The sequence below is a fragment of the Thermogemmatispora carboxidivorans genome (assembly GCF_000702505.1).
Taxonomy (GTDB): Bacteria; Chloroflexota; Ktedonobacteria; order Ktedonobacterales; family Ktedonobacteraceae; genus Thermogemmatispora; species Thermogemmatispora carboxidivorans.
Map to the genome: position 1 here is coordinate 4,576,212 of NZ_JNIM01000001.1, position 24,026 is coordinate 4,600,237.

A 24,026-nucleotide genomic window follows, 5' to 3' on the forward strand; every position below is an offset into this window, starting at 1 on the left:
GAACTACTGACTGAGAAAGGTTTATGGAAAAGGATCAGAAGAAGCGCGGGCTTATGCCTGAGCAGGCGGTCGAAGAAGAAGCAGAGGAAGAGCAGATTCTGGAGAGACGAGACGAAGAGGAGACTCAGGCGAAAAGTGCTCCTGCGCGGCAGCGCCCGGCTCGTGGCAGGCGAGGAGAGGCCGCTGCCAGCTCGCCCTCCACACGCCAGAAGCCGCGGCGGCGCCAGCGACGCGCGGTCGATGAGGATCTCGAACCCTCCCGCGAAGAACGCTCCCACCATCATCATCACTACCACGATGAGCGGGAGGAGGACGACGACGAGGAGCGGTTTTCGATCCCTGAAATCCTGCCGATCCTCCCCCTGAAAGATGTCGTGGTCTATCCTTTCGCTATGCAGCCGCTGGCGGTTGGTCAGGAGCGCTCGATTCGCTTGATCAACGATATCATGCCGGGCAATCGCCTGGTCGTACTGGTGGCTCAGCGATCGGCGGAAATCGAGCAGGCCGGGCCGGATGACATCTTCAAGATCGGTACAGTCTCGCGCGTGGAGCGCATGATTCGCATGCCCGATGGTACGATCCATATCATTGTCAAAGGGCTGGAGCGTGTGACCATCGGCGCGTTCGTTCAGGAAAAGCCTTATCTGAAGGCGTACGTGACCCTCCGGCCTGACCTCCAGGAGAACGATACCGAGACCGAGGCCATCAAGCGCAATGTGGTCAGCTACTTCCAGCGCATGGTCGCTCTGGTCCAAAATGTGCCAGAGGCCGCCGCCGCCGCCAACCTTAATCTGGAAGAGCCTCGCCAGGTGGTCTACCTGATCGCGACCTTCGTCCAGATGGAGCTGCAGCTCCGTCAGAAACTGCTCGAACTCGATTCGGTGCGCGCCAAGCTTAAGGAGCTGAGCAGCTTCCTCGCCCACGAGCTGGAGATCTTCGAACTGGGCCGCAAGATCCAGAGTCGCGCCCAGGAAGAGATGAATAAGATGCAGCGCGAGTACCTCCTGCGCGAGCAGCTGAAGGCCATCCAGCGTGAACTGGGCGAGGAGAGCGAAGAACAGGCTACTATCAATGAGCTGCGCGCCAAAATCGAAGAGGCCAAAATGCCCGAGGAGGCCCTCAAGGAGGCCAACCGCGAGCTGTCCCGTCTGGAGAAGCTGCCCACGGTCTCGCCTGAGTATAGCATTATCCGCACCTACCTTGAGCTGCTGGTCAGCCTCCCCTGGAGCAAGAGCACCGGCCAAACGATCGATGTCCAGAAGGCGCGTCAGGTGCTCGATGAGGATCACTACGATCTGGAGAAGATCAAGGAGCGCATTCTGGAATACCTGGCCGTGCGCCGCCTGAAGGAGGAGCGCATGGCCGAGCGGGCCAGGCGCGAGGAGGAGGCCGCCGAGGCCGCGGCGGAGGGCGAGACCGATAAGCGCCGCCCCACGCAGCCGCTGCATTCGGGCGAGGCCAATCGTCAGCTCAACCGTGAGCCGATCCTCTGCTTCGTCGGTCCACCAGGCGTCGGCAAAACTTCCCTGGGCCAGTCGATCGCTCGCGCCTTGGGGCGCAAGTTCGCGCGTATGTCCCTGGGTGGCATTCGCGACGAGGCCGAGATCCGCGGCCACCGTCGCACCTATATCGGGGCCATGCCCGGGCGCATCATCCAGACTCTGCGGCGTGTCGAAACCAATGATCCTGTAATTATGCTCGACGAGGTCGATAAGGTCGGGGCCGATTGGCGCGGCGATCCTTCTTCTGCTCTGCTGGAGGTCCTTGATCCAGAGCAGAACTACAATTTCCGCGATAACTATCTGGACCTGCCTTTCGATCTGTCGAAGGTCTTCTTCATCGCCACGGCCAACTCGCTGGAGCCGATCCCCGCTCCGCTGCGGGACCGCATGGAGATCCTGGAGCTTTCGGGCTACACTGAGGAGCAGAAGATGCATATCGCTCGCAATTATCTGCTCCCCAAGCAGATCGCGGCCAATGGGCTGGGCCCGGACGAGCTGATCATCGATGATGAGGTGATCCGCTATGTGATCCGTGGCTATACGCGCGAGGCGGGCGTGCGCAATCTGGAGCGGGAGATCGGGACGCTCTGCCGCAAGGCAGCACGCCAGATCGCTGAGGGGCGCCAGGCTCCGATCCATATCACGACGGGGCAGCTGACCGAGTATCTGGGCCGCTGGCGCTTCTTCGAGGAGGCCGCCGAGCGCATCGACCGGCCCGGCATCGCTACTGGCCTGAGCTGGACCCCCGTCGGTGGCGAGATCATCTTTGTTGAGGCCGCGGTGATGCCCAGCAAGGAGAGTCAGCTGATCCTGACGGGACAGCTGGGCGATGTGATGAAGGAGTCGGCGATGGCGGCTCTCAGTTACGTGCGCTCAAACGCCGCCGCGCTGGGCCTGCCCAACAATGTTTTCGAGAACCAGGCTGTGCATATTCACGTTCCTGCGGGAGCTATCCCCAAGGATGGACCGTCGGCAGGCGTGACGATGGCCACGGTCCTGGTCTCTCTGGCCAGCGGGCGCAAGGTGCGCTCGGATGTGGCCATGACGGGCGAAATTACGCTGCGCGGGCGCGTGATGCCCATCGGCGGCGTCAAGGAGAAGGTGCTGGCCGCCTACCGCTCTGGCATCCATACGGTGATTCTGCCACGCAAGAATGAGCAGGATCTGCTGGAAGACCTGCCGCGCGAGCTGCGTGAGCAGATGGAGTTTGTCTTTGTCGATGACATCAGGCAGGTGCTGGATGTGGCCCTGGAGGGCGGCCTGCCCGCTCCTCGCCCGGAGAGCATCGCGGGCAAGGAAGAGGGCGACCAGGATCGCAGCCAGGACCAGACCGGCCCGCAGGCCGCGGAGGAGGCCATCGTCCGCGCCACGTGAGCACTTGCGCTCCCAGACGGCTGCGATGGATAGGAAGCCCCTCTCCGAAGAAAGGAGCCCCTGACATCGCAGCCGTTTTATCTGCCGCCCGCTGGTCTGGCTACTTCCCTCATCCAGCCTGACTTCGCAGCCGCCCGGCCTTTCCTGCCCCTCCGCACTTGCTTTCCTCTCTGCAGCTCAAGCCCCCGAACCAGCACTACCAACGGAGCTGTTCTTTGAGACTGACATAGCGCTGCTTGCCGATGACAAGGTGGTCGATCAGCTCGGTGTCAAGGAGGCGTCCCGCAGCGATCAGCTGCTCGGTGACAGCCACGTCCTCCGGCGAAGGCGTCGGGTCCCCGCTGGGATGATTATGGCAAATGAGAATGCTCGGGCAATTGCGCAGGACCGCGGGACGAAAGACTTCCGCCGCGCGCAGGACCGAGCTGTTGACCGTCCCTTTGTAGCGCTTTTCGATGGCTACCACCTGATTTTTGGTATCGAGTAGCAGAATCCACATTTCTTCGTGTTCCAGATAGGCCATCTCCATCATGACCAGCCGCGCCGCATCTGCCGGCGAGGTGATGCGATAACGAGCCTCCGGCTGCTCTAGCTGCAGGCGCCGCCCCAGCTCCAGAGCGGCTTTGAGCTGAGCCGTCTTCGCAGCACCTAGCCCATGCTCATGGCAGAGCTTGGCCAGATCGGCCCCCATGAGACCACCCAGGCCCCCATAGAGCACGAGCAGCTTGGCCGCCAGTTCTACCACATTACTGCGCTTCGTCCCGGTGCGCAGCACGATGGCCAGTAGCTCGACTGTCGAGAGGGCTTGCGGCCCGTAGTGCAGCAGCCTCTCCCGCGGACGCTCACTACTGGGCATATCATGAATAGTAATATGATACGCGACTCCCTCTCCACTTTTCTCGTCTTTGAGACGCTTTTTCTCCATCAGTTTTTACAACCAGGGTCCTTTCTCAATTTGCTGACAAAGCTATAAGGATAAAAGGCTTATCTATGATAGATGATTCTATTTACTGAGGCAATAGCCATATTTGGAAGCAGGCAGTTTTTGAGATGCTTCACTTTACTGCTTGCTTACTACGAATGGAAAGGGGGAGAACAAGAAGGGAGTCCCTTTACAGGTGGCTTGCCTGATATTCACACGGTCTTAACAGCAACTGATCATCCTCTCCCTGAAGCCCTTCTTCCTTGCTTCCGGGGGGGTGTTTAGTGTTCTGTTTTGCAGCTTCCTGGCTGCGGTAGTGACAGAGCGGCGGAAGAAGGGCCGTTCAGGCTAGTGCCGATCTGTTCCGCCGCTGGCGTGGAGGGAGCGGCAGCAGCTCAGGGGAGGCGCTCCAGGCGTGCATAATCCAGGCTGAGGCGCTTTTTGCCATGCTTCCCCTGAAACTGCACCTCGACAAACTCAGAGCCACCTTCCAGCTCACTCTTGAGGACGATGCCCTGCCCAAAGAGATGGTGCAGCACGCGATCGCCGGGCTGGAAGCGAGGCGCGGTCGGTGTCACGGAAACATCGGAGGAAGCTGGCGCGAAGGTCGTGTCGGCAGGCACGCTGCGGCGCGGGCGGGAAGCAGCGCCGCCAGAGACCCGGCGAGAGCCATAGTCTTCGTGGTCGTGATCATAGCTCTCGTAGCGGCCTCCCCGCTCCCAGGTTGAAGACTGGCGGAGCGATCCAGAGCCGGGGCTAGAGGCAAACAGATCGGGTGGAATATCCTCCAGAAAGCGCGACGGCTCCGTGTAGACCACATCGCCGAAATACGAGCGGCGGCGGGCGCGCACCAGATAGAGACGACGCATGGCGCGCGTGAAGCCGACGTAGGCCAGGCGACGCTCTTCCTCCAGCTGCTCGGGCGAATCGATGGAGCGCCCATGTGGGAGAATGCCCTCGTCGAGTCCTACGATGAAGACCACCGGAAACTCCAGGCCCTTGGCCGCATGCAAGGTAATCAGCGTCACGGCGTCCTGGTCCTCTTCATGGAGGAGGGTGCCCTCTTCGCCTGTCTGAGCCACATCGGCCCCGCCGACCAGAGCCACATTCTCTAGAAACAGCTCCAGGGCCAGCGAAGTTTCAATCTCAGCATAATCCTCAGCCACGCGACGCAGCTCCAGGATGTTACTCCAGCGCTCCTCACCCTCGGGAGAGGCGCGCAGCTCGGGACCATAGCCTGTGCGCTCCGCTACACGGTCCAGCAGCTCTGGCAAGCGCAGCTCGGCCACCGAGGCGCGTAGCTCTTCCAAGAGCTGAGCGAACTGCTGGAGGGCGTTCTTGGCCGCGCGCCCCAGCGTCGGATGGTCTTCGCTCCGCTGCAGAGCATCATAGAGCGAACGCTGCTCTTCGCGCGCCCAGCGCTGCAGCTCGCCCAGCGACTTCGGACCGATCTTTCGGTTAGGTACATTGATGATGCGCTGCAGGCTCAGGTCGTCGTGAGGATTGAGGAGCAGGCGCAGGTAGGCCAGCATGTCCTTGACTTCTTTGCGCTCGTAGAATTTGCGGCTGCCAATGACTTTATAAGGGATGTTGGCCCGCAGAAACTGCTCTTCGAGGGCGCGCGACTGGGCATTGGTGCGATACATGACAGCGATCTCGCTGCGCTGGGCTACCACCCCGCGCGCCAGCAGCTTGAGGATCTCATCGGCAACGTATAACCCCTCGGCCTCGTCGTTATATGCCTCGTGGTAGATCAGCTTCTCGCCCTGGCCGAGAGCGGTCCACAGCCGCTTCTCCTTGCGGGCCGTGTTGCGCCGGACGACGCACTGAGCGGCATCGAGAATGTGCTGCGTCGAGCGATAGTTTTGCTCTAGCAGAATGATACGCGCCTCGGGAAAGTCGCGCTCGAAGGCCTGAACGTTCTCGGCGCTGGCGCCACGCCAGCTATAGATCATCTGGTCATCGTCCCCAACGACGCAGACATTGCCGCTGCCGCCGGGCCGCTCGTAGCTGCCCCGCCCCAGCAGGCGAATCAGCTTATATTGCGGTACATTGCAGTCCTGGAACTCGTCAACATGGATATACCGCCAGCGCTGTTGGTAACGCTCCAAGACCTCGGGTTCCGTGCGCCAGAGCTGCTCGGTGAGCATCAGGAGATCGTCGAAGTCGACGCTGTTATTGGCCCGCAGCAACTGCTGATAGCGCCGGTAGACGCGAGCGGCCACCTCTTCGGTATAACGGCGAGCCTGCTCGGCCATCTGGTACGGGGAGAGCATGGCGTTCTTGGCGCGCGAGATCAAGGCATGGATCAGCGAGACGCGATACTGCTTCTCATCGAGATCGAGGTCGCGCAGAGCCTGCTTGATGAGGGCGGCCTGGTCATCAGTATCGAGGATGACAAAGGAGCGCGTCAGGCCAAGCGGCGTCAGTAGCTCCGCCTCAGCGCGCAGCACGCGGGCACAGATCGCATGGAAGGTGCCAATATACATCTCGCGGGCCTCGCTCAGGCCCACCAGCTTCTCGAGACGCTCCTGCATCTCGCGCGCGGCCTTATTGGTAAAGGTCACGGCCAGAATATGCCAGGGCCGCACGCCACGGCAGCGCACCAGATAGGCAATGCGATGGGTGATGACGCGCGTCTTGCCGCTGCCGGGACCAGCCAGGATCAGCAGCGGCCCCTCGGTAGTAGTGACGGCCTCCCGCTGCGGTCCGTTGAGGCCGGCCAGTAGCTCCTGTTCCAGGTCTGTATGCTCAGGCATCAGTCCAATCCAGCTCTGTCGCGCAGACGAGTTTGATGTGATCGGCGGGCGCTGAGATTGTGCGCGCTTTAGCGACACTTCACGAGCGCCACGACTGGCGCCCGGCCCTGTGAATATCAGCGCATTGGGCTTTTATTGTAGCGCATTCTGCCCAGCGGCACAAGCATGGCCAGGATACCACGTGACTTCTGGCTCTGGCCTCCGTCTCCACTGACTACCAACTTTATTGAATAGCGGCATCCAGGATCAAATAGAAGGTACCGTCAACCCCACAGGAAACCAGGCGCAAGGCTCCACGCAGACCTTCCACCCTCTCACAGAGAGCGGTCGTGGAGCTGGAGGCCTCCTGAAGAGTCTCTGAGACCTGGCAGCTGGCAGCCTTCAACGGTCAGGGTTCGCACGACGGTCCGCTGCTGATCCTGCCTGAGTAGTCCGTCCTGGTCGACATAGATCAGGGTCACCGCCTGGCATTGCTGATAGGGATGAGTTCCCCAATGCCCCTTCCTTCCAGCTGCGTCCGCAGGGGAGCACCCTCCTCGCACGTTGCCCCTTGACAGCTTCCAGAAACTGTATTATCAATATATTTGATGATAAAAATATTAGTCTGTAAAAGGAAGGGAGCGAGTCAAGTCATGGCCAGCGAACGCCTGGTAGAAGATCTGCTGGCCTTGTGGCGGCTGCTGAGGCGCAGCACTCACCCGGTCAGGAGGGCAGAAATGACGCCGGAGCAGTACTGGCTGCTCAAAAACCTGAGCCGGCGAGGGACATGCAGCGTTGGGGAGCTGGCGACCGCCCTGGGACTGAGCGGTAGCTCTGTGACCAGCGCCTGTAAGCGCCTGGAGAAGGCGGGCCTCGTGCGACGGGTGCGTCAGGGCGATGGCGGAGACGAGCGAGTGGTGCTGGTCGAGCTGACGGCGCGCGGCACCGATCAGGTGGCGGCCTGGCAGCGGGAGCGGCGCGCTGCGCTCTCGCGCATGTTGGAACCGCTGACCCCTGGCGAGCAGGACGAGCTGCAGCGACTCATAGAGCGGGTGCTGGCAGCTGCTGAGACCGCCGCCGAAGCGGGTGACAAGGCCGGTGGACGCGAGGAAGGGGCTGCCCCGGGGCCTGAGCCGGAGCGGTCGGCGCCAGAGTCAGGAGAGAAAGCAAGCACCACTCCGGCAATGACAATCACTCAGGCAGGAGAGGGAGGTCAGGCCGAATGAGGCCGATGATTGAAGTCGAGGATCTCGTCAAGCGCTTCGGCGATAAAGTCGCCGTTGATCACATCACGTTCTCGATTCAGGAGGGCGAAGCCTTTGGCTTGCTTGGCCCCAATGGGGCCGGCAAGACGACTACTATTCGCATGCTCATCACATTGATTCCGCCGACCAGCGGCCAGATGCGCATCGCGGGGCTGGATGTCCAACGCCATAAGATGGTCATTCGGCGGCTGCTGGGGTATGTATCGCAGTCGCTGTCGGCGGACAGCACGCTGACCGGCTATGAGAATCTGCTGGTGGTCGCCAAGCTGCTGGGTTTTCCGCGCCAGGAGCGCGAGCAGCGCATCTGGGAGGTGCTGGAGCTGCTCAATCTGCGCGAGGCGGCTCACAGCCTGGTACGCACTTATTCGGGCGGCATGGTCCGGCGCCTGGAGATTGGTCAGGCCATCCTGCACCGTCCGCGCATTCTCATCCTGGACGAGCCGACCATCGGCCTCGATCCGACGGCCCGACGCTCAGTCTGGGAAGCATTGGAGCTGCTGCGCAATCAGGAGCATATTACGCTCTTGGTGACGACGCACTATATGGAGGAGGCTGATGCCTACTGCCAGCGCGTGGCCATCATGGATCATGGGCGTATCGCGGCGATCGGTGAGCCAGCGGCTCTGAAGGCCAGCCTGGATCGGCCTGGCGCTACGCTTGAGGATGTTTTTACGTCGGTGACCGGCAATACTCTGGAATCGGGAGGCAGTTATCGTGAAGTCAGACAGCTACGTCGGCGCGCTCAGCGTTTCGGATAAATCCCAGCGGGAAGGGGCAGACTTGAAGGCTCTGCTGCGCCCGCCTTCGCCCTGGGAGACCATCGTGACGTATGTGCGTTGCGTGTTGGTGGTGGCGGAGATCGAGCTGCGTAAGCTGCGTCACGATCCAACGGAATTGCTGACGCGCGCGGTGCAGCCGGCCCTGTGGCTGGTGATCTTCGGAGAAGCCTTCTCGCGCTTGCACGCTATCCCTACTGGCTCGGTGAGCTACTTGACCTTTATGACACCGGGCATTCTGGCGCAGTCGCTGATGTTCGTCTCGATCTTCTACGGGCTGAGCATCATCTGGGAGCGCGATGCTGGTATCTTACAGAAGTTTCTGGTCTTGCCGGTGCCACGCGCCAGCTTTGTGACCGGCAAGGGCCTCGGGGCCGCAGTGCGCTCGCTCACTCAGGCGGTGATCATCTTTCTGCTGGCCCTGCTGCTGGGCGTGCACCTGCAGTGGAGCCTGATCGGGATTATCGGGAGTCTGCTGGCGGTCCTGGTCGCGGCCAGTTTCTTCTCGACGCTCTCCATGCTGATCGCAATTCTGGTGAAGACGCGCGAGCGCTTCATGGGCATCGGCCAGGTCTTGACGATGCCGCTCTTCTTCGCCAGCAACGCCATTTATCCGCTGGCCATCATGCCTGATTGGCTGCGCATTCTGGCCCAGATTAATCCGCTCAGCTATACCGTGGATCTGTTGCGCGGCTTCCTCGTGGTCGGTACGGCCCCCGATGCGCTGCTGGACTGGGGCGTGTTGCTGCTGGCGGTCATTGTAGCGCAGGCGCTGGCGGCTGCAACATATCAGTCGATTGTGCTGTAAGGGCGCCTTTTCCCTCTTGCGATGTAGCCCGCCCTGGTGTATGATAATAGCCGGTTCGCACTCTCCTCACGAGAGTGCTAATCGGCCAGGCGCCACGCCACGCTACGCCGCAAAGCTCACCAGAGGCGAGCGCGGTGGCGACCTGCGCTGACGATGCTATCTGTTTTGTGCAAGGGAGGTAGAGTCTATGTCGACTGCAGGTGAGAAGGTTCGCCCATTGGCTGATCGGATTGTGGTGAAGCCGGTGACGCGCGAGTCGGTGACGAAGACCGGCATCGTGCTTCCCGATACGGCCAAGGAGAAGCCACAGCAGGGGCTGGTACTGGCGGTTGGCCCTGGCAAGCTGCTCGATAATGGTCAGCGTGTGAAACCGGAGGTCGCTGTCGGCGATCATGTGCTCTTCTCCAAGTATTCTGGTACCGAGATTAAGATCGACGATGAGGAGCTGCTGATTCTGCGCGAAAGCGATGTGATGGGCGTGGTCGAGGAGTAGGCGACTGGCGGCCTCTCTCGCTCTACTCCTCTCTATTCTTTCCTCTTTCGTTGCTTTCTTTTATTATGCCTCGGTATCGCTATCAGATGCGGCGATTCCAGTGCCTGTGAGCGCGTACGGCACTGGAATTTTTTTATTTGTCTCTATCCCCGTTTCACCTGACCAGATCAGATTGCTTTATCGTCTCGTTGCTCCCGGCTCGTAGCGCTCTTTATCCTCCAGCACCGCCAGGCACACCCGACATTTCGGCCCCATATGTCAGGGCTGCTGTTGCTTCCGCTGCTTGAACCCTATAGGCTGATATGGTATAAAGAGAGACCGTGAGGTAGGAGCTTTCTTCTCCTTCTTGAGGAAAGTGAGGATGGCACATGACCCGAACTTTGCCTGATGCTGTCTCGCGCCACCTGCAGGACCACGAGCGCTGGCTCGCCTCCTCTCGCACCCAGGGCCAGCGCTGGCAGGCCACTGGCCTCGACCTCTCCCAGCTCGACCTCTCCGGTCGCCCCCTCCAGGAAGCCTTCCTGCGCTCCTGCTCCTTCGCCGGCTCCCTGCTCGCTCACACGAACCTCTCCGGGGCCGTCCTCTCCTCCTCCCACTTCCTGCAGGCTCAGGCCCCCGACGCCTCCCTCGCCCAGGCTCTCTGCTGGCAGACCCTCTGGCGCGGGGCCATGCTCCACCGCCTCCAGGCTGAGCGCGCCGACTTCTCCGAGGCCGACTTCTCCGAGGCCGACCTCTCTGAGGCCTCCTTGCGCCTGACCCGCTTCGACCACGCCCGCCTGCGCCAGACCTGCCTGCGCCAAGCCACCCTGCACCAGGCTTCCTTCTTCGGCGCCGACCTCTCCGGCGCTGATCTCACCGGCGCCCGCCTCTGGCGCGCCGTCTTCTCGCATGCCTCCGGCCTGGAGTCTGTCCGCGTCGACTGGCTCGACGTCGGCCCGCCCGACCAGCCTGAACCCCTCTTTGGGGAGGCCGCCCGCCGCTGGCTCTTGCAGGCCCCCGCGCATTCCTGTCCTCCCCAACTCTTCGACTGGCTCCGAGCATACGAGCACTGGCAGCAGACCGACAGACGCGAGCGCTCTCCCATCCTGGACCAGTTCGACTCCAAGGGCCTCGACCTGCATGGCCTTGACCTCTCTGGCCACCTGCTGGTTGAAGCCCGCCTCTCCTCCTCCAACTTCGACGGCGCCCTCCTGCGCGGCTGCAATCTCGCAGAGGCCTGGCTGGCCTCCTGCTCTTTCAACGGCGCCACCCTCGATGAAGCCCGCCTCGTGAAAGCAATTTGCTGGAAAGCCCTCTTCCGGCAGGCCAGCCTCCGCAGCCTGGTCGGCAATGGCGCCTCCTTCAAGCTGGCCGACCTCTCCCAGGCCGACCTCTCCCAGACCGACCTCTCCGGCGCTGACTTTCACTGGGCCTGCCTCCAGCACGCCTGCCTGCGCGGCGCCGAGCTGCGCCGCACCATCCTGGCCCGCGCCGACCTCACCGGCGCCGACCTCTCCGGCGCTCACCTCTGGCGGACCCTCCTCTTCGGCGCCATCGGCCTCGAGTCCGTCCGCGCCGACTGGCTCGACGTCGGCCCGCTCGACCAGCCCGAACCCCTCTTCGGGGAGGCCGCCCACCGCTGGCTCCGCTGGGCTGCCAGCTCGCCCCTCCCTCCTGGCCTCGAGGCCCTCCAGGAGTGACCATGAGCCAGACGTCGCTGATGCTTCTAATCTCCCTGACCCAGAAAGTGAGGATGGCACATGACCCGAACTTTGCCTGATGCTGTCTCGCGCCACCTGCAGGACCACGAGCGCTGGCTCGCCTCCTCTCGCACCCAGGGCCAGCGCTGGCAGGCCACTGGCCTCGACCTCTCCCAGCTCGACCTCTCCGGTCGCCCCCTCCAGGAAGCCTTCCTGCGCTCCTGCTCCTTCGCCGGCTCCCTGCTCGCTCACACGAACCTCTCCGGGGCCGTCCTCTCCTCCTCCCACTTCCTGCAGGCTCAGGCCCCCGACGCCTCCCTCGCCCAGGCTCTCTGCTGGCAGACCCTCTGGCGCGGGGCCATGCTCCACCGCCTCCAGGCTGAGCGCGCCGACTTCTCCGAGGCCGACTTCTCCGAGGCCGACCTCTCTGAGGCCTCCTTGCGCCTGGCCCGCTTCGACCACGCCCGCCTCCTGGGCACCTCCTTCCGGCAGGCCAATCTGCAGCAAGCCTCCTTTTTCCAGGCTGATCTCACCGGCGCTGATCTCACCGGCGCCCGCCTCTGGGGCGCCTCCTTCTTCGGTGCGATTGGCCTGGAGTCCGTCCGCGCCGACTGGATCGATCTGAGCCTACCCAGCGAGTCTACCTCCTCTGACAGCGCCGCCCCTAACTGGCTGGACTGGTTCATTCTTAGCGACAGCGAACCTGAGCTGAGCTTCCTGTTTGACAAAATCATGGACAGTCGCATGGAATTCGGTAGTGATCGCCTCACTGGCGAAAGCGTCCACCGCTGGCTCCAGTGGGTGGCCTCCCACCAGACCACCTTCTCTTGGCAGGAGCGCCTCCAGAAGCACGAGCAATGGATCGCTGAGTCCGAATGGTACCCCCAGCTGCGCCTCGTCGATGGCGGCCTGGACTTGCATGGCCTCGATCTCTCCCATCGCCGTCTGAGCAGGGTATTCCTGCCCGCCTCCAACTTCAACCACGCCCTTCTCCGCCAGACCCAGCTCGACGTCTCTTATCTCGCCTCCTGCTCCTTCTTGCACGCCTCCCTCGACCTAGCCAACCTCTCCTGGTCCCTCTGCTGGAAAAGCCGCTTCCGACAGGCCACCCTCCGCCGCCTCGACGCCTCCCACTCTTCTTTCTGGTTGGCTGATCTCTCCGGCGCCGATCTGACTGCCTCTCAGCTCTCCCAGGCCGATTTCTCCTACGCCACCCTGACTCAGGCTCGCCTGTGCGACTGCCAGCTAGAGCACGCCTGCTTCACTCACGCCGACCTCTCCGGCGCTGATCTCACCGGCGCCCGCCTCTGGCACACCTCCTTCGCTGGCTCCTCCGGCCTGGAGTCCGTCCGCGCCGACTGGCTCCTGATCGGCCCACCCGAGCAGCTCGAACGCCTTACCGGTGAGACCGCCCGCCGCTGGCTCTTGGAGGCCGCCACAGCACCTCCCTCCTGATGTCTCATGCACGCGGGGGAGCCTCTTGCCAAGAACAGGCTCTCCCGCCGAGCTGGTCACTCCTTCTGGAGAAGGCCACAGGTGCCCCAACAGGATCACCCATTTAGCCTGAATAAAGATCTTGTGACAGCAGCGCCCTGAAGGCAGACAGCGCGAGAGGCCCCCGACCGCACAACGTAATGCGGCAGACCTTCACTGCTGGTAATACTAACCTGGGACTGGCATGCCCAAAAAAGAAACAGGCAGGTGGATCAGGACTTCTACCGTGTGACCCACCAGCCTGCCTCCCCGCCATATCAGCGGCGCGGTGGCCTGGTACCCTTGCACTGGTTCCGACGCTAGAGCATCGCCGCCGCCTTCAGCGCCAGATCGACTAACCAGAACGGCAACACCGTACCCAGCGCCAGCGCCCCCAGTGCCGCCAGACCCAGACCGAGCCAGGTCGTCCAGGCGAACGAGTGACCAGGCAGCCCTTCCTCTTCGGCAAGTTGCTCGCCCGTGGCAGGAGCGGGCGCCCGTCTGGTCGCCGTCTGAGGAGCAGCCTTCACCGCGACCGCCGCGCCAGCCACACCGCTACCCGCACCTCCACTGCGCGTCGATGCAGCCCGCCCCAAAGGCCCAGAAACTCGCGGGGCCACACTCGCTCCAGCTCCCGCTGTGCCCGCACTCGCCACCGCCAGGGCCGGAGTCACCTCCAGCGACTCCGCCTGCGCCTCACGCGCCGGCTCCATGAACATCGCCGCAATCAGGCGCAGGTAATAATACATACCCAGCACGCTGGTCAGCACACCGATCAGCAGCAGCTCGGGATGGCCGCCCTGCAGCGCCGCAAAGAAGAGATAATACTTGGCTGCGAACCCGGCCATCGGCGGGAAGCCCGCCAGTCCCAGCAGGAAGAAGGCCAGAAAACCCGCCAGCCAGGGCCGCCGGAACCAGAGCCCGCGCAGATCCTCTCTATCGCAGCCACTGTTATCCAGCCGCTCCAGCGCGCTCAGCGCCCCAAAGGCCCCCGCATTCAGGAAAGCATAACAGAGCAGATAGAACAGAATAGCCGCCAGGCCAGTCGCGCCCCCCACCACCACACCAATCAAGAGGTAGCCGGCATGAGCAACACTCGAATAGGCCAGCAGGCGCTTCGCATTGCGCTGCACCAGCGCCAGCAGATTGCCACCGACCATCGTCAGCACCGCCAGCGCCCACACCACCGCCTGCCAGTCTGCCGCCACCGGCGCCAGTACCACCACGAAGACCCGGGCAAAGGCCACCAGGGCCGCCGCCTTCGTTCCCACAGACATAAAGGCCGTCACCGGTGCTGGCGCCCCCTCATAGACATCCGGCGTCCACATCTGGAACGGAATGGCCGACACCTTAAAGGCAAAGCCCACCGTCAGCAGCCCGATCCCGATGAGCAACAGCGCCGTACTCTGCGGATGAGCCTGCAAAAACTGCAACACGCCCGGGAAAGCGTTCGTCTCCCGCGCCCCGAAGCGCGTCGTCCCCGTAGCCCCATAGATCAGCGCCACCCCATAGAGCAAGAAGGCCGAGGCGAACGAACTGAGCAAAAAGTACTTCATGCCGGCCTCCTGCGAGCCTTGCCGGCGCGTCACAAAGCCACAGAGAATATAGAGCGCCAACGACAGCGTCTCCAGCCCTAAGAACAGGGTCATAAAGCTGGTGGCCGCCGCCAGCAGCATCATCCCGAGCGCCGCCGTCAGGAAGAGCGCATAGTACTCGCCCTGATGGACCAGCTTCAGACGCTTCAGATAGGCGGGAGAGAAGATAATACCTAAACCGGCAGCACTCAAGATCGCCAGATAGGCGTAGAGCGATCCCCAATCAGAACCGACCAGGCCAAAGAAAGCCCGCTGGCCATCGCCAACCACGAAGAGCACGATCGTAGCCGCCAGCGCGCCAAGCACTCCCAGTAAGGCCAGAAATGGCAGTACAAAGAAGTTGGCCGCTCCCCGCTCACGAGGCACAGACCCCGTCTGAGGCAGGAGCAGATCGACCAACAGGACCAGCAGCGCTACCCCGGCCAGCACCAGCTCAGGCGCAATGCGTGCCCAGTCGGCAGCCGATGCGATGTACGTAAACGACATAGCAGAACCTCGCGACAAAACCTGTTCCCGCGCCCCTCCGCCACCGCTCTTCCTGGCTCCCTCGTCCCCCAGCCATCCTAATGCTCCACGAAGAACGTCAGCGGCAGCGGATGCACACCGATATAGAAGATCAACACCAGCAACGGCAGCAGTACCAGGAATTCACCAATATCCAGATCAGGCAGACCTCCCTTGCGCTCAGCTGCTACCACGGGGCCGCCAGCCGGGCGCACCCCCATCATTGCATGCTGCACCAGGCGGATCATATACCAGGCCGCCGGCACCACCACCAGCGTTCCCAGCACCCCAAAGAGCGCATTATTGCGAAAGACACCCAAGAGGGCCAGAAACTCACCGGCGAAGCTATTGAGGCCAGGCAGACCCAGCGAGGACAGACAGGCGATCATCAAAACACTGGCCATAATCGGCAAGCGCCGCGCCACTCCGCCGTAGTCCTCCAGGCGCCGCGTTCCCGTGCGCGCCTCCAGGAAGCCCACAATCAGGAAGAGGGCCGTGATCGTAATGCCGTGGTTGACCATCTGCAACACGGCTCCGTCGATCCCCTGCTGGCTGGCCATCCCCTGCGCATTGAGCGCAAAGACGCCGAGCGTGATCACCCCCAGATGGCTGATGCTCGAGTAGGCCAGCAAGCGCTTCATATCGCTCTGCACCAGAGCCAGCAGCGCGCAGTAGAGAATCCCGATCACCGCCAGCGTGCTAATCAGCGGCGCCAGCCGATGAGCCGCATCTGGGAAGAGCGTCAGACAATAGCGCAGGAAGCCATAGGCCCCGGCCTTGGCCATCGCCCCCGCCAGCATGGCCGTCACCGGCGTCGGCGCCTCGCTATAGGCATCCGGTAGCCAGCTATGGAAGGGCACCAGCGGCACCTTGACTGCAAAGGCCGCGGCAAACGCCAGGAAGAGCCAGAGTTGAACCGTGCTGTTCAGATGCGTCGAGCTATTCAAAATGGTCGTCAGATCGAGCGTATAATGCCCGCCTGTGCGATAATAATAGCCCAGGGCAATGATCCCGGCCAGCATCAGAAAGCTGCCCACCGCCGTATAGAGCACGAACTTAATGGCCGCATAAACGCGCCGTGAGCCACCCCAACCACCAACCAGGAAGTAAGCCGGGATCAGCATTAACTCCCAGAAGACGTAGAAGAGGAAGAGATTGGTCGCCAGAAAAACCCCCAGCAGACCGCTCTCCAGCAAGAGCATAAAAGCCAGGTAGGTGCGCAGCTTCTGCTCCACACGGAACGAGGCCGCAATGCAGACCACCGTCAGCAGCGTGGTCAAGGTCATCAGCAGCACACTGACGCCGTCCACCCCCAGGCTATAATTGATCCCCAGGGCCGGCAGCCAGCTCAGATGCTCCTGCAAGAGGAAGGTGACGCTGGCCACCGTTGGCGAGGCCTCACCCACCACCACCGGGACCGTGCCAACCGTGACAGCCGTCGGATGCGGCTGAGCGTAGGCCAGCATCACGCCGAGCGCCAGGAGCAGATCCAGCCAGGCCACCCCCAGCGCCGTCCAGCGAATCACATTGACGCGCTCGCGGGGGAGCAGCAGCACGACAATGCCACCCAGCAGCGGGAGAAAGATGATCGTCGATAACATCGGGAACATGCCGGCTTACCCCCTCACGACATAGTAGAGAATAATCAGCACCACGCCGATCAAGATCGCCAGCGCATAGTTACGCACATAGCCAGTCTGCAAACGGCGTCCCCCTGCACTCACCAGGCTGAAGGCTCTCCCCACCAGCCGGCTGCCTCCATCCAGCAGCCCACCCTCCAACAGGGCGGAAGCCTGACGCCCCAGCCACAGCAAAGGATTGATCAGGAGCGCTATGCCGATCTCATCAACATAGTACTTGTTGTAGGCCAGGCGATAGAAGGGATTGCGGCTCTCCTTATAGACAAAGCCCTGGCCATAGCGTCGCCAGGCAATCAGCAACCCAAGGAGAGCAAAGACCAGGCTGGCCCCAGTCGAGAGCCAGAGCAGACCCAGCTTCCCCTCCGGCGCGCTGCCCAGCACAGGCTCTAAGAAAGCATTCAGCGGCTGCCAGCGACTGTAGTTGAAGAGTGCGAACGAACCAACCAGGCCGCCAATTGTCGACAGAATCGCCAGAATCACGAGAGGTACCGTCATCACAGCTGGCACCTCGTAGATCTCATAAAGTGCCGACTCTCCGCGACGGCGCCGTCCTGCCGTCGTGGTCACCTCTTCCTCCTCTTCCTCCTCATCGGAATCAGCATGCCCGTGCTTTAACGGGCCAGACCCGCGATAGCCACCCATGAAGATGCCATAGAAGAGGCGGAACATATAGAGGGCCGTCAGCCCGGCAGTCAGGACGCCCAAGCCCCACAGGCCGTAGTACAGATAGCGCACGCTCCCGCTCAGGCTGGTTGCCTGCGTCAAGAGGGCGCTTAGAATATCATCCTTGCTCCAGAAGCCGGCGAAGGGCGGAATACCGCTGATCGCCAGCACAGCAATCAGAAAGGTCCAGAAGGTAATGCGCATGCGGTAGCGCAGGCCCCCCATCTCGCGCATATCCTGCTCGCCGCCCAGGGCATGAATGACAGCCCCAGCCCCCAGGAAGAGCAGGGCCTTGAAATAGGCATGGGTCGTCAAGTGGAAAATGCCCGCGCTATAACTTCCCGCGCTCTCCCCCATGAACATATAGCCGAGCTGGCTGATAGTTGAATAGGCCAGCACCCGCTTGATATCGAGCTGCGTCAGGGCGATAGTTGCCGCAAAGAGGGCCGTCAAGCCGCCGATCGCGCCCACAATCGGCAGGGCATAAGGAGAGAGCGTAAAGAGCACATGCGTGCGTGCCACCAGATAGACACCGGCGGTCACCATCGTTGCCGCATGGATCAAGGCACTGACCGGCGTTGGGCCTTCCATCGCATCGGGGAGCCACATATAGAGCGGCAACTGGGCCGACTTCGCCGCGCAGGCCACAAAGAGCAGCAGGGGAATCGCCAACGAGATCAGCGAGCCAAGCTGCTGGCAGGAAGCAGCCGTCAGCACTCCGTAGCCGCTGGTGCCCGGAATGCAGTTCGGGCCGCCATAGCCATAGTCGACCGTATTCAGGTGCTTGAACAGCAAGAAGATGGCCAGCATCAGCCCGAAGTCGCCGATCACATTGATCACCAGCGCCTTGCGAGCGGCAGCCGTGGCCGCCGGACGCTGATACCAGAAGCCAATCAACAAGAAGGAAGCCAGGCCCACCAGGCCCCAACCCACCAGCAGGAAGAGCAGATTATCCGCGCTCACCAGCAACGTCATCGCAAAGATGAAGAAGTTCATATAAGAGAAGAAGCGCCAGAAGCCCGGATCATCCGCCATATAGCCCGCCGAATAAATATGGATCAAGAGGCCGACCCCGGTGATCACCAGCAGCATCGTCGCCGAGAGCGGATCAAGCAAGAGGCCAAAGTGGACCTGCAGGTCGCCGGCGATCGCCCAGGTGTAGACCGTCGCATCGCTCACGCGCTGGCTATCCGGGTGGACACCCAGCAGCGACAGAAAGGCGCTCAAAGCGAACAGGAAAGAGATAGCGACCGTGCCCCAGGCCACGGTCAGAATCGCCGAGCGCGGCAATGTCCTGCCAAGCAGCCCCAGGATGATGAAGCCCAGCAGCGGCGGGATCAGCACCCAGAGAAGAAGACTTGCCATTGCGTTACCCTCGCAACAGGTTCATCTCGTCCACGTCGATATTACGCCGTGTTCGGAAGATCGAGACGATGATCGCCAGCCCGACCACCACCTCGGCGGCGGCCACCGTGAGCACCAGGAAGACAAAGACCTGGCCATCCGCCGAATCCAGATAGCTTGAGAGCGTGACAAAGGCCAGATTGACCGCGTTAAGCATAAGTTCAATTGACATAAAGATAATGAGCGGATTGCGCCGCACCAGAACGCCAATGGTGCCAATGGTGAAGAGCAATGCGCTCACAATCAGATACCAGGATACCGGTATCGTTGTCATGGTTGTCAGCCTCCTCGCCGCGCCGCGCCTTCTTCTCTTCTCATCAGGCTTTGCGCCCAAGGACCAGAGCCCCCAGGATCGCCACCACGATGACCAGGCTGGTCACCTCGAAGGCGAACGAGAAGCCGTGGAAGAGCGCCTGGCCGAAGGCTTGAATGTTGCCCTGCTGAGCCACAACCTGCGAGAGCGCCTCAGAGCCATGCGCGCGCGCCGCTTCATTGAGCGGCGTGCCGCTGAGCAGTAGATAGCTCAGGGCGCCCACCAGGACCAGACCCAGCACCGCCGCTACCCCTCGCTGCCACGGCAAGCGGTCTTGAAGATCGGGATCACGCGGGTCGGCGGCCAGCATCGTCACCACGAAGAGGAAGAGCACCATAATGGCGCCGGCATAGATCAAGATTTGCACAATGGCGATAAACATGGCCCCGAGCTGCAGATAAAACATGGCCAGAAAGAGCAGTGTCAAAATCAGGCTCAGGGCACTGTGAACCGCGTTGCGGAAGAGAATCACGCCCAGGGCCGAGGCCACGCTCGCCACGGCCAGTACAAAAAAGGAGATGATCAGAGCTGCTCCGCTCATACCTGTCTCCCCCCCTCCTCCGCTTCCTCATCCAGGAACTTGCGCCGATCTTCGTCCTGTTCCGCGTTGCGCAGCAGAACCTCTGGTTGCTTTTGGGCATCGCCCAGGCCCACCGCTGCCGCACTGGCCTCCAGGCCGTCAAAGACATGGGTCTTCTGCGGTACCGGCTGTGGGGCCTCTTCTGCCGGCGGCGGATCAAACCAATAGGCCGCGGAACCCACTGTCGCTTGTCCAAGCGGCTCTAGCAGCTGCTCCTTGTGGTAAACCATGTTCTCGGGATAGTAGGCCGCCAGCTTGTACTCGCGCTCCAAGGTGATAGCCCCCGTTGGACAGGCCGCTTCGCAGTAGCCACAGAAGATGCAGCGCAGCAGGTTGACGTCAAACACTTTCGCATAGCGCTCGCCGGGCGAGACGCGATGCTCTTCGGTGTTCTCTTCCGCCTCGATATAGATGGCATCGGCGGGACAGGCGCCCGCACAGAGGAAGCACCCGACACAGCGCTCCAGCCCGTTGGGGTAGCGGTGCAAGACGTGGCGCCCGCGAAAGCGCGGCGGCAGCTCGCGCTCCTGCTCCGGGAAGGAGACCGTGGTCGGCTTACGCCCCATATTTTTGAGGGTAGTGGCTAACCCTTTGAGAATATCTAACGACATGATTTCTCTCGCTGCCTCCGTGAGACGTGTTTGCCTCGTCTCTTCACTCTCTCACTCTCGCTCGCAGGCTTCGAAGGAGCTGCCAGACTCCTCTATCTCCCCCCTTTTTACTTCCTCACCCCCCTCCCTCTTCTTTCAGGTCCGGCAGCTCTTGAACTCTCTGTTCTTCCCTTTTCTTGTCCTTTCAGCGACGTTGCCTGCTGCTCGCCGCCTCGCCTCAGACCTGGACGCGGCCATCTTGCAAGAGGGTCCGCTGTCTCTCAATACCCGCCACGGCAGCCTCACCGCCGTTGACCAGCCCCAGCTCAGGCTCGATCGTCTTCACCAGGCGCACCGAGGGCGGCAACAGCTCAGCTCCAGTTTTGCTGACAGCAAAGCGCGTCTGGCGACTGCGCAGCCAGGTAATAGCCAGGACAGCCCCAATGATCACCAGCCCGATCAGGCCGTTGACCCACCACGGCAGACCCAAGGCCACACAGGTCGCAGTCACTACCGCGTTCAGGACCGCCAGCGGCAGCAGGAATTGCCAACCCAGGCGCATCAAGCGGTCGTAGCGGATGCGCGGCAGCGTGGCACGCAACCAGATAAAGAGGAAGAGGAAAAAGGCTACCTTGACCGCGAAGATCACGAGCGACAGCCCCGGGATGCGCTCCAGCCCGAAGCAGCTCCAGCCACCAAAGAAGAGGGTCGTCGCCACCGAGCTGACCGTGATCATATTGATGTACTCGGCCATCTGATAGAGGCTCCAGCGCAGGCCGCTATATTCCGTCAGGTAGCCGGCGGTCAACTCCTGCTCGGCCTCCGGCAGATCGAACGGGGCACGGTTCACCTCAGCCACAGCGGCAATGATGTAGATCAGGAAGCCGAGAGGCTGAGCCACAATGAACCAGATTCCCTGCCCCTGCAGCGTCTGCTGGTGGACCAGGCTAACCATGCTCAAGGTGCCAGCCCACATCAGTGTACCACTGAGGGCAAGCCCCAGGCTGGTCTCGTAGGAAATCATCTGAGCCGCGCTGCGCAGCGAGCCGAGCAGCGAATAGCGGTTGCCCGAGGACCAGCCACCGAGCACGATGCCATAGACGGCCAGCGACGAGATCGAGAGAATCCAGAGGAGACCGACATTGATATCGCCAACCCACGGGTCCCAGGCGCTCGGGTGGCCAGGCGTCCAGCTATTGCCAACCGGCACCACGGCGAAGGCGCTGAGGGCCACCACGACCGAAAGCACCGGCGCGATCAGATAGATGACCTTGTGCGCCTGGGCCGGGATAATCTGTTCTTTGAAGGCCATCTTGATGGCATCAGCCAGCGGCTGCAAGGCCCCAAAGGGGCCGGCGCGATTCGGTCCCAGGCGCCCCTGAATGCGCGCCACCACACGCCGCTCGATCCAGGTCATGTAGGCAAAGATCGTCAACAGGATGACGATCAGAATAGCGCTCTTGATGAGCGAGGCGATCACCAGCAGCCAGGTATCATTAGGCATGGGCCACCTCCACTTCGCCCGTGCGTACCCCCTGCAGACCCAGGCCCTCCCAGGTCAGGCCCCGATAAAGCGGATGCTGGGCGGCGATCTCCAGGAGCACATCCTCCGGCCCCTCATAGGTCCAGGGATGGCCCAGCAGAGCCGCCAGATCCATCAGGATCTCCCAGTCAGCCCGCGCTCCCGGCAGAGGACGCAAAGCCCGGCGAATAGCCTGCACATGGTGGTCGACATTGGTCATGCTGCCGTCCTTCTCAGCATAGGTCAGGGCCGGCAGGACCACATCGGCCTGCTGAGCCGTCTCGGTCAGCAGGATCTCCTGGACGACGATGAATTCTTTACCCCGGCGCAGATTGCCATCGGCCAGATGGCGGGCCGGATTGGCTCCCATGATGTAGAGGGCCTTGACCGCGTCGCTGCTGAGCATCTCCTGATAGCTCAGGCCCTCCGGCGAGGCCGGACGATAGCCAGGCAAACTATCGGGGAGCAGACCCATGTCGCGCGCCCCCAGCGAATTGGCATCTTCGAAGAGCGGTCCCACCCCCGCGCCAGGGCGGTCAATATTGCCAGTCACCACCGCCAGCGCCTGCAGGTCGGGGGCCAGATTGGCACAGCCGGGGGCCAGGGTCGCCATTTCATCGTAGAGAATGAGGGCCGCGGGCGCCGTAACAATCTCGCGCGCCAGCTCGCGCAGGGCCGCCGCCACCTCCTCGCCACAGAGGGTCTCGGCCTGCTGCGTTGCCTGAGCCGTCTCCTGGAGACGCCGCCGCACCTCTTCACGCGGGTTCCGCAGATTCTCCTGGCGCAGTGCAGCCTCCAGCAGCAGGCGCGCCGCCGCCCCCGCTCCATGCTGCGGTAGACGAATGACCCGCGTCGCCAGACGGTCCAGCTCGGTCGGGCTTTCGTTGACAACGTAAATCCTGGCTCCGGCCTTGAGGGCTTTCTTGATACGCAGGTTCAGAATGGGCTGGCGCTCGTAGGGATCGGAGGCCACCAGGACAATATGCGAGGCTCGCTCAAAGTCGGCGATGGCCGTCGTCAGCATCCAGGGCCGCCCGGTGAGCGGATCGCGCAGACCCGGGAAGATCCCGTGATGATGATCGACGTTAGGCGTGCCCAGAGCCTCACGCAGCAGCTTCTGGAAGAGATAGGCTTCCTCATTGGTGGTGCGCGTCGAGCCGATACCGCCGATCGCCTTCGCCCCGTAGCGCTCCTTGATAGCGCGCAGGCGCTCAGCAATCATTCCCAGAGCCTCACCCCAGCCCACCGGCTCCAACGCCCCACCCGGCTGCCGACGCACCAGCGGCGTGCGCAGACGCTGCGTATCGTTGACATAATCGAAGTCCCAGCGCCCACGGTCGCAGAGCCAGCCATCGTCAACCCCATCGTTGCAGCGCGACATCTGGCGCATGATCTTGTCGACACGCACATCGATGCGCACGTTGCAACCCACGCTGCAGTTATTGCAGACACTTGGGATGCGCTTCAACTCCCAGGGGCGCGCCTTAAAGCGGTACTTCGCTGAGGTCAAGGCGCCAACCGGGCAAATCTCCACAGTGTTGCCCGAGAAGATCGAATCGAAAGCCTGGCCCGGGGCGGTACCAACCTCCATGCGATAGCCGCGGTTGATCATGACCAGCCCGTTATCCATCGAGATCTCGGAGCAGAAGCGCGTACAACGCTGGCAGAGAATGCAGCGCTCGCGATCGAGCAGCACGCGGTCGCTGACCGGAATCGGCTTCGGATAATGGCGCTTGTGGAGATCGAAGCGCGTCGCCCCCGGACCGTGACGCAGGGTGAAATCTTGCAGGTCGCACTCGCCACCCTTATCACAGATCGGACAGTCCAGCGGGTGGTTAATCAGCAAAAACTCTAGCGTACCACGACGCGCCTTGAGCACCTTCTCAGTCTTCGTATGGACGACCATGCCCTCGCTGACCGGCGTTGTGCAGGCCGTCTGCGGGGGCTTGGGCATCTTCTCGATCTCGACAAAGCACATGCGGCAGGCGCCAAGGGGGGGCATCTTGGGATGATAACAATAGATAGGGATCTCGATGCCCGCCTGCTTCGCCGCCGCCCAGACCAGCGTCCCGGGGGGTACGGCCACCGGGATACCATCGATGGTCAGATGGACAAGTCCGTCGTTTTTTGCCTCTTCAGCCATAGCTTCTTCTATCCTTCACGCGGGAACGCCGCCAATCAGCCA

The 24,026-nt window shown here is 62.1% G+C and carries 16 protein-coding genes and 1 pseudogene; 7 read left to right on the forward strand and 10 right to left on the reverse strand.

Features of this window, described 5'->3' with window-relative positions; genetic code table 11:
* Positions 1-53: 53 nt before the first annotated feature.
* Positions 54-2,876, forward strand: coding sequence for an endopeptidase La (gene lon / locus N688_RS18020; RefSeq protein ID WP_202901964.1), 2,823 nt, complete (start codon positions 54-56; stop codon positions 2,874-2,876).
* 196 nt (positions 2,877-3,072) lie between these two features.
* On the opposite strand, the gene radC is transcribed toward lon, so the two are convergent.
* Entirely contained in the window at positions 3,073-3,801 is a 729-nt protein-coding gene (radC, locus tag N688_RS18025) for a RadC family protein (RefSeq protein ID WP_052890586.1), read from the reverse strand.
* A gap of 392 nt (positions 3,802-4,193) precedes the next feature.
* Positions 4,194-6,557: an ATP-dependent helicase gene (locus tag N688_RS18030; RefSeq protein ID WP_052890587.1), complete on the reverse strand. Its 2,364-nt coding sequence runs from the start codon at positions 6,555-6,557 to the stop codon at positions 4,194-4,196.
* A gap of 632 nt (positions 6,558-7,189) precedes the next feature.
* Between N688_RS18030 and N688_RS18035 the strand changes: the two genes are divergently transcribed.
* From N688_RS18035 to N688_RS18060, 6 genes are all read left to right on the forward strand, one after another.
* Positions 7,190-7,762, forward strand: coding sequence for a MarR family winged helix-turn-helix transcriptional regulator (locus N688_RS18035; RefSeq protein WP_052890588.1), 573 nt, complete (start codon positions 7,190-7,192; stop codon positions 7,760-7,762).
* Positions 7,759-8,559: an ABC transporter ATP-binding protein gene (locus N688_RS18040; RefSeq protein WP_052890589.1), complete on the forward strand. Its 801-nt coding sequence runs from the start codon at positions 7,759-7,761 to the stop codon at positions 8,557-8,559. The genes N688_RS18035 and N688_RS18040 overlap by 4 nt, the downstream gene beginning before the upstream one ends.
* A gap of 22 nt (positions 8,560-8,581) precedes the next feature.
* The gene (locus N688_RS18045) at positions 8,582-9,385 is read left to right on the forward strand and encodes an ABC transporter permease (RefSeq protein ID WP_052890590.1); all 804 of its coding nucleotides are present in this window, start codon (positions 8,582-8,584) and stop codon (positions 9,383-9,385) included.
* Positions 9,386-9,572: 187 nt separating this feature from the next.
* Positions 9,573-9,878 (forward strand): co-chaperone GroES, encoded by a 306-nt coding sequence (gene groES / locus N688_RS18050; protein ID WP_052890591.1) that lies wholly within the window; start codon positions 9,573-9,575, stop codon positions 9,876-9,878.
* Positions 9,879-10,246: 368 nt separating this feature from the next.
* Entirely contained in the window at positions 10,247-11,557 is a 1,311-nt protein-coding gene (locus tag N688_RS18055) for a pentapeptide repeat-containing protein (RefSeq protein ID WP_052890592.1), read from the forward strand.
* Positions 11,558-11,617: 60 nt separating this feature from the next.
* Positions 11,618-13,012, forward strand: coding sequence for a pentapeptide repeat-containing protein (locus N688_RS18060; protein ID WP_052890593.1), 1,395 nt, complete (start codon positions 11,618-11,620; stop codon positions 13,010-13,012).
* Between the two features lie 338 nt (positions 13,013-13,350).
* On the opposite strand, the gene N688_RS18065 is transcribed toward N688_RS18060, so the two are convergent.
* The 8 genes and pseudogenes from N688_RS18065 to nuoG form a co-directional block, all read right to left on the reverse strand.
* Positions 13,351-15,111: an NADH-quinone oxidoreductase subunit N gene (locus N688_RS18065; protein WP_052890594.1), complete on the reverse strand. Its 1,761-nt coding sequence runs from the start codon at positions 15,109-15,111 to the stop codon at positions 13,351-13,353.
* A gap of 77 nt (positions 15,112-15,188) precedes the next feature.
* Positions 15,189-16,739 (reverse strand): complex I subunit 4 family protein, encoded by a 1,551-nt coding sequence (locus tag N688_RS18070; protein WP_052890595.1) that lies wholly within the window; start codon positions 16,737-16,739, stop codon positions 15,189-15,191.
* A 6-nt stretch (positions 16,740-16,745) separates the two neighbouring features.
* Positions 16,746-18,797, reverse strand: coding sequence for an NADH-quinone oxidoreductase subunit L (gene nuoL, locus N688_RS18075; protein WP_052890596.1), 2,052 nt, complete (start codon positions 18,795-18,797; stop codon positions 16,746-16,748).
* 4 nt (positions 18,798-18,801) lie between these two features.
* Positions 18,802-19,110, reverse strand: a complete 309-nt coding sequence (nuoK, locus tag N688_RS18080; RefSeq protein WP_052890597.1) for an NADH-quinone oxidoreductase subunit NuoK — start codon at positions 19,108-19,110, stop codon at positions 18,802-18,804.
* A gap of 43 nt (positions 19,111-19,153) precedes the next feature.
* Complete coding sequence (locus N688_RS18085) at positions 19,154-19,690, reverse strand: NADH-quinone oxidoreductase subunit J family protein (RefSeq protein WP_052890598.1); 537 nt, start codon at positions 19,688-19,690, stop codon at positions 19,154-19,156.
* Positions 19,687-20,346: pseudogene (gene nuoI / locus N688_RS18090) on the reverse strand (NADH-quinone oxidoreductase subunit NuoI); the annotation flags it as partial. The pseudogene nuoI and the gene N688_RS18085, both read right to left, overlap by 4 nt.
* A 211-nt stretch (positions 20,347-20,557) precedes the next feature.
* Entirely contained in the window at positions 20,558-21,823 is a 1,266-nt protein-coding gene (gene nuoH, locus N688_RS18095; RefSeq protein WP_081838980.1) for an NADH-quinone oxidoreductase subunit NuoH, read from the reverse strand.
* Positions 21,816-23,984 carry an NADH-quinone oxidoreductase subunit NuoG gene (gene nuoG, locus N688_RS18100; protein WP_052890600.1) on the reverse strand — a complete coding sequence of 723 codons (2,169 nt, stop codon included), beginning with the start codon at positions 23,982-23,984 and terminating at the stop codon, positions 21,816-21,818. The genes nuoH and nuoG overlap by 8 nt, the downstream gene beginning before the upstream one ends.
* Between the last annotated feature and the right edge of the window lie 42 nt (positions 23,985-24,026).

Bases quoted from the DNA above. Each gene is read 5' to 3' on its own strand.
- N688_RS18060 (WP_052890593.1), top strand. From the start codon at position 11,618: ATGACCCGAACTTTGCCTGATGCTGTCTCGCGCCACCTGCAGGACCAC.
- lon (WP_202901964.1), top strand. From the start codon at position 54: ATGCCTGAGCAGGCGGTCGAAGAAGAAGCAGAGGAAGAGCAGATTCTG.
- N688_RS18055 (WP_052890592.1), top strand. From the start codon at position 10,247: ATGACCCGAACTTTGCCTGATGCTGTCTCGCGCCACCTGCAGGACCAC.
- radC (WP_052890586.1), bottom strand. From the start codon at position 3,801: ATGGAGAAAAAGCGTCTCAAAGACGAGAAAAGTGGAGAGGGAGTCGCG.
- N688_RS18070 (WP_052890595.1), bottom strand. From the start codon at position 16,739: ATGTTCCCGATGTTATCGACGATCATCTTTCTCCCGCTGCTGGGTGGC.
- N688_RS18030 (WP_052890587.1), bottom strand. From the start codon at position 6,557: ATGCCTGAGCATACAGACCTGGAACAGGAGCTACTGGCCGGCCTCAAC.
- groES (WP_052890591.1), top strand. From the start codon at position 9,573: ATGTCGACTGCAGGTGAGAAGGTTCGCCCATTGGCTGATCGGATTGTG.
- nuoK (WP_052890597.1), bottom strand. From the start codon at position 19,110: ATGACAACGATACCGGTATCCTGGTATCTGATTGTGAGCGCATTGCTC.
- nuoG (WP_052890600.1), bottom strand. From the start codon at position 23,984: ATGGCTGAAGAGGCAAAAAACGACGGACTTGTCCATCTGACCATCGAT.
- N688_RS18065 (WP_052890594.1), bottom strand. From the start codon at position 15,111: ATGTCGTTTACGTACATCGCATCGGCTGCCGACTGGGCACGCATTGCG.
- nuoL (WP_052890596.1), bottom strand. From the start codon at position 18,797: ATGGCAAGTCTTCTTCTCTGGGTGCTGATCCCGCCGCTGCTGGGCTTC.
- N688_RS18040 (WP_052890589.1), top strand. From the start codon at position 7,759: ATGAGGCCGATGATTGAAGTCGAGGATCTCGTCAAGCGCTTCGGCGAT.
- N688_RS18085 (WP_052890598.1), bottom strand. From the start codon at position 19,690: ATGAGCGGAGCAGCTCTGATCATCTCCTTTTTTGTACTGGCCGTGGCG.
- N688_RS18035 (WP_052890588.1), top strand. From the start codon at position 7,190: ATGGCCAGCGAACGCCTGGTAGAAGATCTGCTGGCCTTGTGGCGGCTG.
- nuoH (WP_081838980.1), bottom strand. From the start codon at position 21,823: ATGCCTAATGATACCTGGCTGCTGGTGATCGCCTCGCTCATCAAGAGC.